The sequence below is a fragment of the Bifidobacterium colobi genome, from assembly GCF_018555455.1.
Taxonomy (GTDB): domain Bacteria; phylum Actinomycetota; class Actinomycetes; order Actinomycetales; family Bifidobacteriaceae; genus Bifidobacterium; species Bifidobacterium colobi.
The window spans coordinates 68,710-85,633 of record NZ_JAFEJU010000006.1; the positions used below are offsets into that span (position 1 = coordinate 68,710).

Here is a 16,924-nt window from a genome sequence, read left to right on the forward strand (position 1 = left end):
AGAGATATGGTATCGCATAATAAGCGTCTGGTAGCCGCACTGGCTGCGGTAGCCGCCATGGGCATGGGTCTTGCCGGCTGCGGCAGCGACACTGCCAACACGGATAGCAGCGATGGCGGCAAGGTCACCATCACCTACATGCACCGTCTTCCGGATTCCGAGGGCATGACTCTGGTCAACGACATCGTTGCCAAGTGGAACAAGGAGCACCCGGACATTCAGGTCAAGGCCACCAAGTTCGATGGCAAGGCTTCCGAAATGATCAAGAAGCTGGAGACCGATGTCAAGTCCGGCGAAGCTCCGGATTTGGCTCAGGTTGGTTACGCTGAGCTGCCTGAGGTCTTCACCAAGGGTCTGCTTCAGGACGTGACCCAGTACGCCGAGCAGTACAAGGACCACTTCGCATCCGGCCCGTACAGCCTGGTGCAGGTGGACGGCAAGGCTTACGGCCTGCCGCAGGACACCGGCCCGCTGGTCTACTTCTACAACAAGGCTGAGTTCGAGAAGCTTGGCATCACTGAGGTTCCGAAGACTCAGAGCGAATTCATCGAAGCCGCTAAGAAGGCCGCCGCTGCTGGCAAGTACATCATGTCCTACCAGCCTGATGAGGCCGGCAACATGATCTCCGGTCTGGCTGGCGCTTCCGGTGGCTGGTACAAGGTGAAGGGCAGCTCTTGGGTTGTCAACACCGAGACTGACGGATCCAAGGCAACCGCTGACTTCTACCAGCAGCTGCTCGATGCCAAGGCAGCAACCACCAACCCGCGTTGGGATCCGTCCTTCGACGCTTCCATCAAGGATGGTTCGCTGATCGGTACCGTGGCCGCCGCTTGGGAAGCTCCGCTGTTCATGACCTCCTCCGGTGGCACTGGCTCCGGTGAGTGGCAGGTCGCTCAGCTGGGCGATTGGTTCGGCAACGGTGGCAAGACCGGCCCTGACGGTGGTTCCGCTGTGGCCGTGCTGAAGAACTCCAAGCACCCGAAGGAAGCCATGGAGTTCCTGGATTGGTTCAACACCCAGGTTCCGGATCTCGTTTCCCAGGGCCTCGTGCCGGCTGCTACCACTGAAGATGCTGAGACTCCTTCCGAGTGGTCCACCTTCTTCGGTGGTCAGGACATCATGAAGGAATTCAAGACCGCTAACAACAACATGGGTGACTTCACCTACATGCCTGGCTTCTCCGCAGTCGCCGCCAAGATGAACGAAACCGCCGCCAAGGCCACCGATGGCTCCGGCAAGGTTGCGGACATCTTCTCCGACGCACAGACCACGTCTGTGGACACGCTGAAGAACCTCGGCCTGTCGGTTTCCGAGTGACGTTAACGGCTCGGGTTCCTTCCAGCCGGTAACATCCCTCAAGCACACATCGAAAGGCCGGAGCTCAACACTCCGGCCTTTCTTTATGCACTGCTCTTTATGCACAGCCCGACTCGTTATCGCTGAATTCCATTGACTTCATCGAGTTGGGTAGTCGCGCGTTTCTTATAGTCGCTCTTTCTGCTATTCCCACTGTTCTTTTGAAAGACAGGTTTCCCTATGACTGCAACAACACAAACGGCGAAGACGGGGGGCGCCAAGCGTGCCGCCAAGCCGAAGGCTTCTGACGCTGTCAAGCGCGAAAACCGTACCGGCTGGGCCTTCATGGCACCGTTTGGCATTCTCTTTGCCTTGGTCTTCATTCTGCCTATCGTCTGGGCAATTTATTCCAGCTTCTTCCGTCAGGTCACCACAGGTGGTGGCGCATACGGCGGCGGCGAACTGGTCAATAAGTTCGTCGGCTTCCAGAACTTCCAATATGTGATTACCTCCGGCGCATTCTGGGCGGGCGTCGGCAGGGTGGTGCTCTACACCCTGGTGCAGGTGCCGGTCATGATCATCGCCGCACTGGCACTGGCCATGCTCATTGACTCCTACATCGTCAAGCACATCACCGCATTCCGCCTCAGCTACTTCCTGCCGTACGCTATTCCGGGCGTGGTGGCATCCATCATCTGGGTGTACCTCTACAACGGCCAGATCTCCCCGATTGTCAAGGGACTTGCCGCACTTGGTATCAAGGTTGACTTCTTCGCCGACAATGTGGTGCTCGGCTCCATGGCCAACATCACCACCTGGACCTTCACCGGCTACAACATGCTGATCTTCCTTGCTGCACTGCAGGCCATTCCGCATGATCTGTATGAAGCCGCCCGCATCGATGGCGCCAACGGCTTCCAGATTGCCATGAAGATCAAGCTGCCGAACGTGCGTGCCGCCGCCTTGCTCGCCATGCTGCTGTCCATCGTGGGTACGATTCAGCTGTTCAACGAGCCTCAGGTGATGTCGATTTCCGATCCAAGCATTTCCAAGTCGTACACGCCGATGATGATGGCCCTCAACACTTCGCAAGGCACCCTGACCCCAGGTGGTGATGGGCCTGCATCCGCTGTGGCCATTGTGATGGCATTGATCGCAGGCGTACTCGCCGTGGTCTACACGCTCGTTGAAAGGAAGGTGAACGCAGAATGAGCACTGCAGAAGCTCTCGATAAGGAATCCCGCGAGGCCGCACGCGCACGCAAGAAGGCCGATAAGATCCGCGATAAGCATGCCAACGACCTGCCTCGTTCCATGCAGCCTTCCGCGCTGGTCAAGACCATCACCATCGTTGTGCTGATCTTCGCGCTGATCTACTTCCTGTTCCCGATTTACTGGGCCATCATCGCCTCGACCAAGACGCCGAGCCAGATGACCGGCAGCAATGGTCTATGGTTTGCAGTCAGCCTCACTGATCTGCCCGCCGCCATTGCGAAGAACTATGGCACGCTGATTGGCTGGACCCGTGGCCAGTTCTGGCGCTGGGTGCTGAACTCCCTGATCTACTCGGGTGTTTCAGCTCTGGTCGGTACGCTCGTGGCTGTGATGGCAGGCTACGCCACCGCGAAGTTCAACTTCCGCGGCAAGAACATTGCCATTGGTGTGATTATGGGCTGCATGCTGATGCCGGCCGCACTGCTGACCATTCCGCAGTACTCCATCTTCCACGCCATGCACCTGACCAATACGATGCTCTCCATCATCATCCCGTGCTGCGTTTCGCCGTTCGGCTTCTTCCTCGGCCGTGTGTATGCGCAGACTTCGGTGCCGAACGAACTGCTCGAAGCGGCCCGCATTGATGGCGCCAGCGAAGCACGAATCTTCTTCACCATTGTGCTGAGGATTCTGGCTCCGGCTATGGTTACGATCTTCCTCTTCCTGTTCGTGGCCACGTGGAACAACTTCCTGCTGCCGTTGATGATGGTCTCCTCTGACACCTTAAAGCCGGTGACCTTGGGTCTGTACGGCATGGTCTCCTTGGCAACGTTCACCGATCGTGGCGCTCTGATGATGGGTGCTCTGCTCGGTGTACTGCCGGTAATCGTGCTCTTCCTCGGTCTTCAGCGCTACTGGCAGGCCGGCCTAGCCGCAGGTGCGGTCAAGGGCTGACGCGTTAAGCAGACAGCCCGGTGGGCTGTCTGTAGCGTCAGCCTGAGCGAGGCGGTAGCCGAGCGAAGGTCGGTTTGAGTCCGAGCGTAGCGAGGTCCGTTCTTGCAGGGCTGAGCCGTAACGAACAGTCCGGTGGACTGTTCGTAGGCTCAGCCTGAGCTGGAACGTGAGTTCCGGCGAAGGCAACATTGAGCCTCGCCGAAGGCGAGTCCTTAATTGCAGGGGCCGAAGGCGAGCCGTTCAGCAGACAGCCTCAGACTTACCATCCCGCCGCCCGGCATCTCGTGCTACTCCTTCCGGTGCCGGGCGGCTCTTCCCAATCAAGTAGCACACGCCACGCATGCGTGTACGCGCGCATGAATGAACGTCTGTCCTCTCCAGGCTCTCTCGGTGCGCGAATGCAAGCTGAGGGATGCAGTTCATTGCCGCTAACCATGCGTGATCGCTCTTCCGGCATCGCCGTAGGGCATACCATCAAGGATTTATGCAGTCAGAATCCTGGACGCCCGACGGCGGTGTCGGATTCTTGTTTTATATGCATATGTTGTTTACAATTTAATTATCCGCAATAACCGACGTACTCAAAGGAGAGACCATGACCAGTACCGGCCGCTTCACCTTGCCAAGCGAGGAGAACTTTGCCGAGAAAACCAAGGAACTTGCCGAACTGTGGGGTGCTGACGCCATTCGCAATTCCGATGGCACCCATTTGGATGAGGCTGTGCTTGCCCTTGGCAAGAAGATCTACAGCGCATACTTCCCGACCCGCGCGCATAACGAGTGGATCACCTTGCATATGGACGAAACGCCACAGGTGTATCTGCTGACCGACCGCATTCTCGCACAATCCGACACCGTTGATATTCCGCTAATGGACGGCTTCTTCGCTGAACAGCTGAAGCCGAACCGTGACGCCGATCCGCATAAGTACTGGGAAGTCGTGGATCGCACCACCGGCGAGGTGGTCCCGGCGGAGCGCTGGACGCTCGACGCCGATGCTGACACCGTGCATGTTGCCGGAATCACCCCGTGGCATGAGTACACGGCGAGCTTCCTGGCCTACATCATCTGGGATCCGGTGGAGATGTACAACCACCTGACCAACAACTGGGGCGACAAGGAACATGAGATTCCGTTCGACATCTACCACCCGGCAACCCGCAAGTTCGTGTTCGACACGTTCGAGCAGTGGCTGAAGGACAATCCGCAGGTGGATGTGGTGCGTTTCACCACGTTCTTCTACCAGTTCACGCTGCTGTTCGACCCGAAGCATCGCGAGAAGATCGTGGACTGGTTCGGCTGCGCCTGCACCGTAAGCCCGGCCGCGCTCGATGATTTCGAGAAGGAATACGGCTACCGTCTGCGTCCGGAAGACTTTGTGGACGGCGGCGCCTACAATTCCGCGTGGCGTGTGCCGCGCAAGGCCCAGCGCGACTGGATCGATTTCCTTTCCGGCTTCGTGCGTAAGAACGTCAAGCAGCTCGCCTCGATGTCCCATGCCGCAGGCAAGGAAGCGATGATGTTCCTCGGCGATCAGTGGATTGGTACCGAGCCATATAAAGATGGCTTCGAGGATCTGGGTCTCGACGCTGTGGTCGGTTCCATCGGCGATGGCACCACAACCCGTATGATCGCCGATATTCCGGGAGTCAAGTACACCGAAGGCCGATTCCTGCCGTACTTCTTCCCGGATACCTTCTACGAGGGCAACGATCCAAGCATCGAAGGCCTCGACAACTGGCGTAAGGCTCGCCGCGCCATCCTCAGGTCCCCGATCTCCCGCATGGGCTACGGCGGCTACCTGTCCTTGGCGGCCAAGTTCCCGAAGTTCGTGGACACGGTGACCCATATCGCCAACGAGTTCCGTGATATTCACGACCGTACGGACGGCAAGGCCGCTGAAGGCGAGCTCAACGTGGCCATCCTGAACTCCTGGGGCAAGATGCGCTCCTGGATGGCGTTCACCGTGGCTCATGCGCTGCCGAACAAGCAGACCTATTCGTACTACGGCATTCTGGAATCCCTGTCCGGCATGCGCGTGAACGTCAGGTTCATCAGCTTCGACGATGTGCTCGAGCATGGCGTGGCCGATGATATTGACGTGATCGTGACCGGCGGCCCGGTGGATACCGCATTCACCGGCGGCGATGTATGGGCCAACCCGAAGCTGGCGGAGACGCTGCGCGCCTGGGTGCGCGGCGGCGGCGCCTTGGTGGGTGTGGGCGAGCCGAGCTCCCTGCCGCGTTTCCAGGCTGGTCGTTTCTTCCAGCTGGCCGACGTATTTGGTGTGGATGAGGAACGCTACCAGACCCTGTCGGTGGATAAGTACTTCCCGCCGGTCACCCCGGACCACTTCATCACCGCCGACGTTCCGGTGGATGCCGAAGCCCGAGAGACTTGGGAGAAGGCCGGCTACCGTATTCCGCTCTCCGGTTGCGGCGGCGGCCAGGGCATCGAACCGCTGGGCGGCATCGACTTCGGCGAGCCGGTGCTCAACACCTATCCGGTCAATGAGGATGTGACGCTGCTCAGGGCCGATAACGGCCAAGTGCAGCTCGCGGTCAACGAATATGGCGACGGCCGTGGCGTGTATGTCTCCGGACTGCCATATTCGGCGGCCAACGCGCGCCTGTTGGAGCGCATCCTCTTCTGGGCATCCCACAACGAGGAGAAGTACGCGGCATGGAGCTCCTCGAACCCGGAGTGCGAAGTCGCACACTTCCCCGAACAGGGCCTTTACTGCGTGATCAACAACACCGATCAGCCGCAGACTACCACCGTGACGTTGGCGGACGGCAGCAGCGAGACCTTCGACCTTGAAGGCAGCGGCATCGCCTGGCGCAACGCCTGATTCGACATATTGGCTCCCCTTTTTCAGGAAGGGGAGCCAATGTTCTCTTTTGTGAACAAAAAGCACATAAGAACCGCTTACTGCGCTTGATTTTGTCTTCAAATGCAGTAAACTCAGTCATGAAAGAACAAAAGTGCACATTCAAGAAACAGAAGTGCACATTCTTCAAGGAGAAGACATGACCACTGTTCTGGTTACGGGCGGCGCGGGCTTCATTGCCACCCACACTGACGTTGAGCTGCTGAACAAGGGATACGATGTGGTGTCCGTAGACAACTACGGCAACTCGTCTCCAATCGCTCTCGACCGCGTTGAGCAGATCACCGGCAAGAAGATCAAGCGTTACGACGGCGACGTGCGTGACGAAGCCCTGATGAACAAGATCTTCGATGAGAACCCGATTGACTGGGTCATCCACTTCGCCGGCCTCAAGGCCGTGGGCGAGTCCGTGGCCAAGCCGATCGAGTACTACGACAACAACCTGTACTCCACGCTGGTGCTGCTCAAGGTAATGCGCGCACACAACGTCAAGAAGATCATCTTCTCGTCTTCCGCAACCGTGTACGGCACTCCGAAGGAACTGCCGATCACCGAGGAGACCCCGACCGGCGGCACCACCAACCCGTACGGCACCTCCAAGCTGTTCCAGGAGCAGATCCTGCGTGATGTGCATGTGGCCGACCCGGAGTGGACCATTGTGCTGCTGCGCTACTTCAACCCGGTCGGCGCTCACGAATCCGGCCTGCTGGGCGAGGATCCGAAGGGCATCCCGGCCAACCTGACCCCGTACGTGGCCAAGGTGGCTATCGGCGAACTCAAGGCCGTGCAGGTCTTCGGCGACGATTACGACACCCCGGACGGCACCGGCGTGCGCGACTACATCCACGTTGTCGATCTGGCCAAGGGCCACGTGGCCGTCATCGACCACATCGAGAAGCCGGGCGTGTTCACCTACAACCTGGGCACCGGCCACGGCTACTCCGTGCTCGAAGTCATCAAGGCATACGAGAAGGCAGCCGGCCACGCGATTCCGTACGTGATCAAGCCGCGTCGCCCCGGCGACATCGCCGCTTGCTACGCCGACGCCTCCAAGGCAGCCCGCGAGCTGGATTGGAAGGCCGAGCTGACCATCGACGACATGGCCAAGTCCTCCCTGAACTGGCAGACCAAGAACCCGAACGGTTTCCGCGACGCCAAGTAACCTACACAATCCGCCTATCGGCGGCCCAGCGTGTGAGCTCGGTGCGATTGGAAAGCTGAAGCTTTCTTAGCACCGAGCTCACATGCGTTTCCACGGTTTTAATCGAAATATACAGTTCCGCAGCCACCTCTTTATAGGTATATCCGCGGGCGATTAATCGCATCACTTCCTGCTCTCGAGCGGACAGCCTATCCAGCTCCTCATCATGCACTGGCGCACCGGAAGCACCGCCGAACGAGCCGCCCTGGAATGCGGACAGCACAAACCCAGCCAGCTTCGGCGAGAACACCGCATAGCCTTCATTGACCTGCTTGATTGAGGAAATCAAGTCAGCCCCGGTAATCGTCTTGGTCACATATCCCTGCGCGCCGGCGCGAATCACCGCACCCACATCCTGCGGCGCATCCGAGACGGACAGCGCCAGAAACACGGTATCGGGGGAGTAGGGGCGCGACTTCAGCAGGATCTCCGCTCCGCCGCCGCCTTCGCCACCCGGCACATGCACATCCAACAGCACCACCTGCGGCTTGACCTGCGCGATCATAGCCACTGAACTCGGCACATCCGCAGCCTGCCCCACGATATCGAACGTGCCCTGCAGGGTGGCGATCACGCCGGCGCGGAACATCTCGTGATCATCCACCACCGCCACGCATATCTTCGTGTTGTTCTCCTCGCTCATTGCTGTTCTCCTTGCTGTGCCGCCGTAGGTGCTATCGGCATATGCATACGTACTTCGGTGCCCCATCCCGCTCTGGATACGATTTCCACTGTACCGCCGCGCCGCTCAACGCGGCCGACAATCGATTCGCGGATACCCAAACGGTCTTGAGGAACCGTATGGATATCAAATCCCTCACCATGATCGCGCACGAACACTTCCACCAACGAAGCATTGGCCTCGCAGTATAAGGAAATCGGCTCCCCACCATGTGTCACCGCATTCACCAGCGCCTGACGCGTGGCATCCAGCAGGGCATCGGTTTGCGCGCTTGGCCGGGCATCGCCTACCGTCACCACTTCGATGGGTTTGCCATGCCCGTCCTCCACTTCGGCGGCAATCGCCTTCAACCCGGCGCTGACCGAGCGGTCGGACGTGACGCGTTCCTGATACAGCCATTCGCGCAATTCACGCTCCTGCGCACGCGCCAACGTGAACACATGCTCCGGTTCCTTGGCATGCAATTGAATCAACGCTAGCGTTTGCAGCACACCGTCGTGCAGATGCGCTGCCATATCCGCACGTTCCTCTTCACGCTCCTTGAGCGACCGCTCATGTGTCAGCCGCTGCAGCATCGTATTGGCCCACGGCAACACGGCGGTCACCATCGCCGCAATCATCACCAATCCGGATGCCATAACGCGCCGAGGCGACGTGCCCCAGCCAATAAACGACACATTGGACACATACATTGCCCAGCCGGCGAAAATCAACGCGAGCCCACCGAGCATGGAGAACACCTGCATGCCACGCGGCACCAGATTCATCCAAGCCAGTGCGATGCCGGCGAATACCAGCAGCAACGGCACAATGATGGCATTATCCACACCGGCGCTGAGCAGCAGCAGACCAATCGCCATCAATGCGAAACCGCTCAACGCCACCAAAGCCGGTTTGGGAGCACGCCTGACCGCATCGGTCAGCGACTCGGGTTTGCCGCCCAGCTCTTCGGCTGCATCGGGGATCGCGGACCCTTGCTGATTCACCGGCCGATTGCCATGCGATAGTGGTGCCTGACCGGCCGGCATGACACTGGATTGTGCGGCAGCCGCGGCCACCGGATCGCCGGCGGGCACGAAAATCCACAGGAACACGTATCCAACAATGCCGGCGCCATACAACATCGTCAGCACAATGAACGTCAGTCGCACCCAGGCTGCGGAAATACCCAAATGCAATGCGATGCCTTGGCATACACCGGTAAGCCAACGACCTCGTTTGGGCCGGAGCAAGGGCATGCGCGCAGGCATCAGCGGTGCGGGAGCGAGCAGTGTGCGTGAAGTCATACCTCCATTGTGCCGTGCCTAGGGAATCATCACCGGGTTTTACCCCTATGTTCAGGGATGAATCAGGGTGGTTTCGGGGAAGTATGGCACACGTCAAGCGCTGTAATGGAACCATGAGCAATCCGAATATGAATTACTATCAACCACCGCGTGAGGGGTATGGTACCGCTGGCAGTAACGTCAACGGTGCTGCCAACGGTACCGGTAACGGCAACGACAATGGCAAGGGGCCGCAGCGCGCGTTCGCATGGATCCGGTCGAGCGGCCTGATGCGCGGCGACGACCGGTGGATCGGCGGCGTATGCAGCGGCATCGCCGCCCGCCTCGGCTGGAGCCCCACCCTGGTGAGGGCGCTGGTCATTATCTTCACACTGTTCTTCGGTTTCGGCGCCGCACTGTATGCGTTCGGCTGGTTCCTTATGCCTGATGCTCGCGACGGCCGCATTCTCGCCGAGGAACTGATTGCCGGCCAATGGGACTGGAACTGCCTCGGCTGCTTTGTGTTCCTGGCTGTGGCGATTCTGATTCCGGGCGCCGGCTGGGTCAGCATCGTAGCGGCGGCGATTACCTTGTGGTGGCTGATGAAAAGCGGCATCCGCCAACGCGAGGGATACGGCTTCGGCGCTCGCGGCGGTCGGAATGGTCGCGCGCGAGGCGGTTCTGGGCCAACTCCGACCGGCCCGTACCCGCCATATGGTTCGCCCAATGGGTTTGCAGCCGGTCCCACTATGGGTGGTGCGACACCGTATTCGGGGATGACTGGACAGCCGGTTCAGATGCCTGTGCCTCCCGGACAGTCGGCAGGACAGCCGCAGCCGGTGCCCCTCTATGTTTCACAAGGTGTTTCACAGCCTGCTCCGCAGTCATTCCCGCAAGGCAACATTGCGACTGCCGCGGCGCCAGCACCAGCTGCGGCACCTGTTGTGCCGCAAACTCCGCATCAATCCAAGCGCCGCAAACCAGCCGGGCCGATTGTGGTGCTGAGCATTCTGGGCATTTCCTGCATCTCCTTCGCCGCACTCATGGGATGGGTATGGTTCAACGATCTGGGCATCGAATCCATTGTGCGCTGGGGAACCGTATGGATTTCCGCGCTGTGCGTGCTGATGGGCCTTGTTGTGGTGGTGCTGGGCATGAAAGGCCGGCGCACAGGAGGACTGATTCCATTGGGTCTCATCGCCGGATTCTGCGCAGTCTGCATGATTATGGTGTGCAGCACCTATTCGGCCTATTGGTATCACTACACGCTTGCCGATAGGCAGAACACGTTGCGGAACATAGAACTGACGCAGAACGCGGATTCCGAGAATACGTTCGGCATGAACGAAGTGCAGAAGGGGCGAACCTTGGTGGCTGATTCCAGCGACCGCACATTCGGCAAACTCGAACAAGGCGTGGTGTTCACCGGCGATAGCTATGACCACAGCAAAGCCATCCTTGACCTCTCCGCATGGGGCGACACGCATGCGCCACATCAGGTGAAAACGTATAACGGCAAAACCATCACCAGTAATTGCCCGGTCGGCACCATCAAGGTGGCCGCAAGAAGCGCCCAAGTGCATATCATTCTGCCGGATGGTTGCACATACGGATTCGGCGAGGGGCAGTACGGGTACATGGTCGGTCCAACCAGTGTCGGCGGTAAATACGCACTGGTATATGACACCTCGGGCAGCTTCAACTTCAGTTTGGACGGCAGCTCGCCATTCCCGTCCGCACCTATAGGCGGAAAGCACTATGAATGGATGGGGAATCAGCCTGACTTAATGCCGGAATCCGGTCCTGAACTGCTGATCGCCGTGCCCTACACCGTGGAAGGCCGCGTGAACGTGGTCTATGCCTCGGACTGGGAAGGCTACACCTTCCAGGAATACGCCGATACGTATGACTTCAAGAGCGGCACCTCTGAACGCCAGCAGGAACTGGATGACAACCATCAATCGCAGTCCGACAATGATTCCGGAAGCGCCAGCAAGGAGGCGGACAATGACTGACGAAATGACTCACGAAGTCAACGAAACCAAGGAATTCCAGTCCGTTGAGGATGTGTCTCAGACGCAGACCATTCCCACGGAATCACCATCAACAGAATCGGAAACCAGCGAAACCAAGGTATTCGAATCTGTTGCCGATACCAGCCAGACCCAAGTGCTGCCCACGGCAAACGATGGTCAGCAGACTCAAGTACTGAACATCGACCAACAGACGTCTGACGAGAGTCTCACTCAGCCGATGGATGCAGTCGAGACTGAATCTCAGACCAAACCGGACCTGAACGTGCCACTGATGGAGGCGTTTGCCCAGCCGGCGCCGGCAGCTGAGTCGCCCCAGACTCCGGCAGCAGCTGCTCCATCGGCTCCTGCTACTCCGGTAACGGCCGCCGCAATGAAGAAGCCCAAGCGTAATGCCAGCGTGCCGACCATTATCTTCGGCGTGCTTGGGTTGCTGATTGGCGTGACTGGTTTGGTATGTGGATGGGCTTTCCCTGGTCTGCTTCTTGAAAGCTTCTACGTTGACCCACGCATGTTGATAGCCATCCTCTGTGGTGCGGTCGGCGTGATCCTGGTGATTGTGGCCATCATCTGGGCCGTTCTCAGCTCCAAAAACAAGCAACAACAGCAGTAGCTGCTCTCCGGCTCCCCTCGCTCAAGGGGAGCCGTCTGCAAATCTGGCTGAGGGAAATCCCTTGGTTTGCCGAGTGTGTTGAGACTGGGCAGTGCTGCGAGTACACCTATATCCGATGTGTGAAATCAGGAGGCAGTGATGAAACGAGTAGCGCGCATCGCGGGCATCGCATTGATGCTGCTACTGATTTGCGCACTACTCGGTTGGGCCATGATGCCGCGGTGGCAGAGCAGCCCCTACACCAATCACATTGCCGTAGCCTCCTCCGATCCAGCCATCATGCCGGCGCATGCCAACATTGCCCATGAAGGACAGTATGAGACCCGCGAAACCCAGCTGTCCATCGACGTTGGCGATGGCGAGCAACTCCCCGCAGTACTGCGCGAGCCAATCAACGCGCCCGGCCCGCGTCCCGCCTGCCTGTTCATCCACGGCTCAGGTACCAGTGGCGCCGAGGATTTCGGCGACATCGCCAACGCGATGGCCTCCGCCGGCATCGTGACCCTGGTGCCCGCCAAAAGCAACGATGATTACACGGTGTTTCATCGAGACTATCCGCGATTTGCCAACGAATACAGCACGGCAATGGACGTATTGCGCGGCATCGACGGTGTGGATCAGTCCCACACCGGCATCTACGCCGAATCCGAAGGCACGTGGATCGCCACGATCTTGGCCGCCAAACGTCACGATATTGCGTTCGCCGCACTCACTTCCGCGCCAGTGTTCAAAGGTCGCGAGCAAATGGCGGTGGCCATGAGCACATATGCGCATGAGGCGGGCGCACCACAGCCGGTCATCGAAGACACCATGAAGCTGCTCTCGTTGGATTTCCGACCATTCGGCTTCCAATATGCCGATTTCGATGCCGATGATTATCTACGTTCGCTGACCATGCCGGTGCTCGTCAGCTACGGCGTCTACGACACCGCCATGCCCATCGAGCAGGGCGCGCAACGGATTATGCGGGTGGCCGCGAGCAATGGGAACAATGCGGTGACCGTGCGCTATTTTGCCGGCAATCACCAAATGCGCGCCGGCAAAGGCTTGTTCGCGCCGGGCCTGCCATTAGCCGATGGATATACGCAAGCCTTGGAGAATTGGGTGAATGGTGTGGCTGCCGGGGCAACGGTGAGCGGATGGGCCACGCCTCAAGTGGCCGGTGCGACGCCGAATCAGCAGTATGCGGCACCTCGGCGTACCAACTCAGACATCATAGGATCATTGGGTGTGCTGATTGGCATCATGGCTGCCGCTCCGATACTGCTCGCAGTCGCGCTGCTGCTGGGCTGTGTGGCACTGGTGCAGTCACTCATGCGCCAACGCAGCCTTCAGGATGTACATATGCGCGGCAAGCGCGCGTCCCTGCGCACGGTTCCGCCGGCCCATGCGCACAGCACTGCGGTGGCCAGCATCGCTGAACCCTGCTGGGGCATGGGTTTGGTGATGATTGCGGCATCCGTGCTGCTCTACGGCTACCTTGCCGCAGTCGGTGCCGCCGCGGTATTCGCCATGACACCAGCCCCACGACTGTTTGACATCGGCTGGCATGTGCTGCAGGTGATCGCCATAGTGGTGATGCTGGTGTGCGCATGGTGCTTGGAATCCATGTGGCGGTCCTGGCATCTGATTGCCGGCGCTCGCCGTGCCATTTGCCTGCTGGTGACTGCCGCAGCCGTCTGCACACTGCTGTCCATGGCGTTCTGGGGGCTGTTCTGCTGGTGGTAGATGGTTATGCCGCCTGCTGCGTCTCCGCTTCCTCGAGACTTGCGAAGCCGCCAAGCTTCACCGTATGCAGCAAGGTTTCCTCGGTGATGTTGCGCGGTGGATTCGAGCTTGCGCGCTCGCCGATCATGGCCTTATACAGACTGAATGTGGCATCGGAATAGGTGCCGAGCTCGCCGCGCAGGTAGGTTTCGAACGAGGTGGCTTCGAGCGTGTCCTCATCAGTGGTGAGTACGCGCATGGCTTGGCCGAGCTTCGGATACCGGGCACGGAAATCGGCGGCCCACGCCACTTGTTGTTTGATGACCTGTTCCTGTTGTGCGATACGATCCGCGGAAAGCTGCGGAATAAACGGTTCGATGTTCGTGTGGAACTCGGCCGGGGCGGTGGAGGCCATCATACGACCGTATTTTTCAGTGACCAGATTGCGGCCCACGGCATCCGCCGCATCCAAATCCGCCGCGTAGGAGGCCAGCAAGTCATGCGGCCACGTCAAAAACTGTGCAAGCCGCATCTGATGGAACACCGGCCAATTGCCCTGGCAGGCCGCTCGCCCGCCCTCATTATTGGTGTGCTGGAACTGGTTCCATTCATGCCGCACGATGGCTTCGCGCAGCTCGCTATCAGTATCTACGCTCATGCTTGCTCCTTTGCAGGTATCCGTGGCTCCCCTCGGCGAGGGGAGCTGTTGTCGAAGGTGGCTGAGGGGAACCAGTCACAGGCTCCGCAATACGGGATTGCTGGACTGAATATGCTCCTCCACATATGGACGCTGCCATTCCAGGAAGGTCTCGCTGGATGTGGTGAGCCGCTCACGTTGCAGCTCCTTGACGATTGCGGCGGCAATATGCTCCACCGTGCCGGCAATCGTCTCGGCGGCGGGAGCAGCACCCTTGCCGCCTTCACCGAATCCAGCACCGCCATAGCAGGCAGCCGAACTCAAACGCATCACCGTCTCCAATTGTTCGCACACATCCGGCAGCAGCGCGAACATCGAGCCAGACAATTTGCGCAATGCGGCAAACTGCCACTTGTAATACGGCAGGTATCCAACAATCAGCGGCTTGTTGATGAGAAACACCAGCGATGCCGTGGCATGCACGAATTCATTGACGGACAGCCATGCCGCAGCCCCATCACCGCGCTTCAGGGAGCGCGGCAGATTGTACTGCCCGGCCTGTGCGATCATGCCGAGCCGCTTGGAAATCAGAGACAGTCGCACATCCTCCGGCATATCCTTGAATCCCTGACGGACGGCGGAAAACTCGCCGGTCGGATCCTGGAACACCGCGCCATTAGTGGCGGCAGCCAGCGTAGCCTCATCGAGCATCAGCCATTCATGCGGGGCGTCCTGAGCGGGGGCTGTAGCGTAACCGGTGATGGCAGTGAAGAAATCGCCAATACGGAACACGCCATCGCGTCTGTTGGCGCCTTGCGCACGCGGCGTGGCGGGGGAGTAGTGCTGAGCATCAGCTGAGGTGGCAGTTGTGCTGCTGCCTGAATCATCAGCAGAAGTATGGGCAAGAGAGCTTCCTGCAGCACCGGCAAAATGCACAGCACCTTGCGCATCCACGGTAAAGTCGCGCGGCAGCGCATCATAATCAGCCAGCAATGGTGCGCCGATCGCCGCGTAATCCTCATCGTTGAGCCATAGGCAGAAGCGTGGGCCGAAATCATGATCCTGCGAATAGCGGTCGTCAAAGCCATAGCATTCCGAACCATGGCCGACCAAGCCGGCCGCGATGCGAGCGGCATAGTCCGAGTAGCGTTGCGCAATCATCGGTTTGCCAACCTGCGTCCAGAATTCGCGGCCAAGTTTGAGACCAGACACCGGGCAGACTGGAGCTGCTGCTGCATCAGAACCGGCTGCTGTGCTTGTCGAATCGGCTGCGGTTGTGGTTTTGGTACCGTTGCTGTCGTTGCTGGTCTCGGCGGCATCGGCATCCTTAGTGGCAGCGTTCGTGGCACTCGTCTCTGTTACGGTACCGGCCTTGGCCTCGGCTTCGCGCAGATTCTCGGCGGTGATGCGGTAGTAGTCCGTATCCGTGCCATAGCATTCGGCGATCACCGCCAGCGCCTTGCGATAGTGAGCTGCTGCCTCGCCGTAGTGCTGCTCGGCATACAAAACCTGTGCAAACCCAGCCAAGGCAGACGCGTAATGGGCGGAATGCGTGAGCTTGCCAGTGGCGTAGATGGTGAGTGCTTGGGCGGCATGGTTGTGCGCGTCCTGGAGCTTGCCTTCCTGCAGCAGCACCAAGGCAAGATTGGTGTGGGAGGACGCCACGTCGATATCCGCGTCTGGGTTCACGCTGGAGGCTTCGATAATGGTCAGGGCTTGCCGCAGCTCCTGTTCGGCCTGCGTCAGACGATCGGTTTCGCTGTAGAGCATGGAGAGATTATTGTGCAGCGCGGCGAGCCTGCGATCATTGGCCGGATAGACTTTTTGCGCACATGCCAGTGCTTGCGTATAAAGGTCTTCAGCCTGATTGTAATGCTTGGCCGCACGCATGGCCGTGGCACAATTAATCAGCGTGGTGGCCCAGACTTCGGAACCTTCCAAGCCCATGCGCAACGCCAATTCGATGGCGCGCTGCACAATCCACTGGTTCTCCTTGTGCTTGCCTTGCGAACGATTGAAACCCAGCGTCTCATTGAGCACGGTGAGAAGACCGGCCTCATCGCCTGCGTTCTCGGCGTTAATGGCTGCTTGATCCAAGTATGGACCGGCTTCGTTGGCAGCGGCGTGACGGTTGAAGATATCATCCAAACCCTTGAGGAAGGCATCGGTGTCGAATGTTGCGGGGGCTTCATCGGCGGCAACGGAATCAGGGTCGGAGCTGTAGGAATCATTGCCGAAGATAGCGGTGTCTGCATAGGCATCATCGTCGGTTGCGGCATTGCCGCCGTCGTTTTCCGGCAGGCCGGTCGTATCATCCAAATCACCAGGCCCGTGCGCGAACTGTGCGGCGAATTGCTTGAGCAGCGCGTCTTCGTCAACCATCTTGGTCCTCCTTGAACAGACTCTGGTATCCAGTCTCTGGTATCCAGTCT

The 16,924-nt window shown here is 59.1% G+C and carries 12 protein-coding genes; 8 read left to right on the plus strand and 4 right to left on the minus strand.

The genetic code is table 11. From position 1 onward, the window contains the following. The first annotated feature begins 6 nt into the window (after positions 1–6). The 5 genes from JS530_RS08815 (at position 7) to galE (ending at position 7,516) form a co-directional block, all read left to right on the plus strand. Positions 7–1,317 (plus strand): ABC transporter substrate-binding protein, encoded by a 1,311-nt coding sequence (locus JS530_RS08815; RefSeq protein ID WP_214376796.1) that lies wholly within the window; start codon positions 7–9, stop codon positions 1,315–1,317. A 219-nt stretch (positions 1,318–1,536) separates the two neighbouring features. Further along, entirely contained in the window at positions 1,537–2,508 is a 972-nt protein-coding gene (locus JS530_RS08820; protein ID WP_214376797.1) for a carbohydrate ABC transporter permease, read from the plus strand. After that, positions 2,505–3,464 carry a carbohydrate ABC transporter permease gene (locus JS530_RS08825; RefSeq protein ID WP_214376798.1) on the plus strand — a complete coding sequence of 320 codons (960 nt, stop codon included), beginning with the start codon at positions 2,505–2,507 and terminating at the stop codon, positions 3,462–3,464. Before JS530_RS08820 ends, JS530_RS08825 begins: the two co-directional genes overlap by 4 nt. A 595-nt stretch (positions 3,465–4,059) precedes the next feature. Next, positions 4,060–6,315 (plus strand): 1,3-beta-galactosyl-N-acetylhexosamine phosphorylase, encoded by a 2,256-nt coding sequence (gnpA, locus tag JS530_RS08830; RefSeq protein WP_214376799.1) that lies wholly within the window; start codon positions 4,060–4,062, stop codon positions 6,313–6,315. A gap of 178 nt (positions 6,316–6,493) precedes the next feature. Next, positions 6,494–7,516, plus strand: a complete 1,023-nt coding sequence (gene galE / locus JS530_RS08835; RefSeq protein ID WP_100493501.1) for a UDP-glucose 4-epimerase GalE — start codon at positions 6,494–6,496, stop codon at positions 7,514–7,516. 1 nt (position 7,517) lies between these two features. On the opposite strand, the gene JS530_RS08840 is transcribed toward galE, so the two are convergent. Continuing rightward, on the minus strand, positions 7,518–8,198 hold the full coding sequence (locus JS530_RS08840) for a LuxR C-terminal-related transcriptional regulator (RefSeq protein ID WP_214376800.1): 681 nt from the start codon (positions 8,196–8,198) through the stop codon (positions 7,518–7,520). After that, positions 8,195–9,523 carry an ATP-binding protein gene (locus tag JS530_RS08845; protein WP_214376801.1) on the minus strand — a complete coding sequence of 443 codons (1,329 nt, stop codon included), beginning with the start codon at positions 9,521–9,523 and terminating at the stop codon, positions 8,195–8,197. The genes JS530_RS08840 and JS530_RS08845 overlap by 4 nt, the downstream gene beginning before the upstream one ends. 113 nt (positions 9,524–9,636) lie before the next feature. Between JS530_RS08845 and JS530_RS08850 the strand changes: the two genes are divergently transcribed. The 3 genes from JS530_RS08850 (at position 9,637) to JS530_RS08860 (ending at position 13,876) form a co-directional block, all read left to right on the plus strand. Next, a complete protein-coding gene (locus tag JS530_RS08850) occupies positions 9,637–11,517 on the plus strand; it encodes a PspC domain-containing protein (RefSeq protein ID WP_240541166.1) in 1,881 nt (626 codons plus the stop codon). Next, positions 11,510–12,148: an Asp23/Gls24 family envelope stress response protein gene (locus tag JS530_RS08855; protein ID WP_214376803.1), complete on the plus strand. Its 639-nt coding sequence runs from the start codon at positions 11,510–11,512 to the stop codon at positions 12,146–12,148. The genes JS530_RS08850 and JS530_RS08855 overlap by 8 nt, the downstream gene beginning before the upstream one ends. Before the next feature lie 174 nt (positions 12,149–12,322). Further along, positions 12,323–13,876, plus strand: a complete 1,554-nt coding sequence (locus tag JS530_RS08860; RefSeq protein WP_425350865.1) for an alpha/beta hydrolase family protein — start codon at positions 12,323–12,325, stop codon at positions 13,874–13,876. Positions 13,877–13,880: 4 nt separating this feature from the next. Here the strand turns inward: JS530_RS08860 and JS530_RS08865 are convergent, their stop codons facing one another. Both JS530_RS08865 and JS530_RS08870 read right to left on the minus strand, forming a co-directional pair. Next, a complete protein-coding gene (locus tag JS530_RS08865) occupies positions 13,881–14,513 on the minus strand; it encodes a DUF4125 family protein (protein WP_214376805.1) in 633 nt (210 codons plus the stop codon). A 75-nt stretch (positions 14,514–14,588) separates the two neighbouring features. Continuing rightward, on the minus strand, positions 14,589–16,874 hold the full coding sequence (locus JS530_RS08870; RefSeq protein ID WP_214376806.1) for a DUF4037 domain-containing protein: 2,286 nt from the start codon (positions 16,872–16,874) through the stop codon (positions 14,589–14,591). Positions 16,875–16,924: the final 50 nt, after the last annotated feature.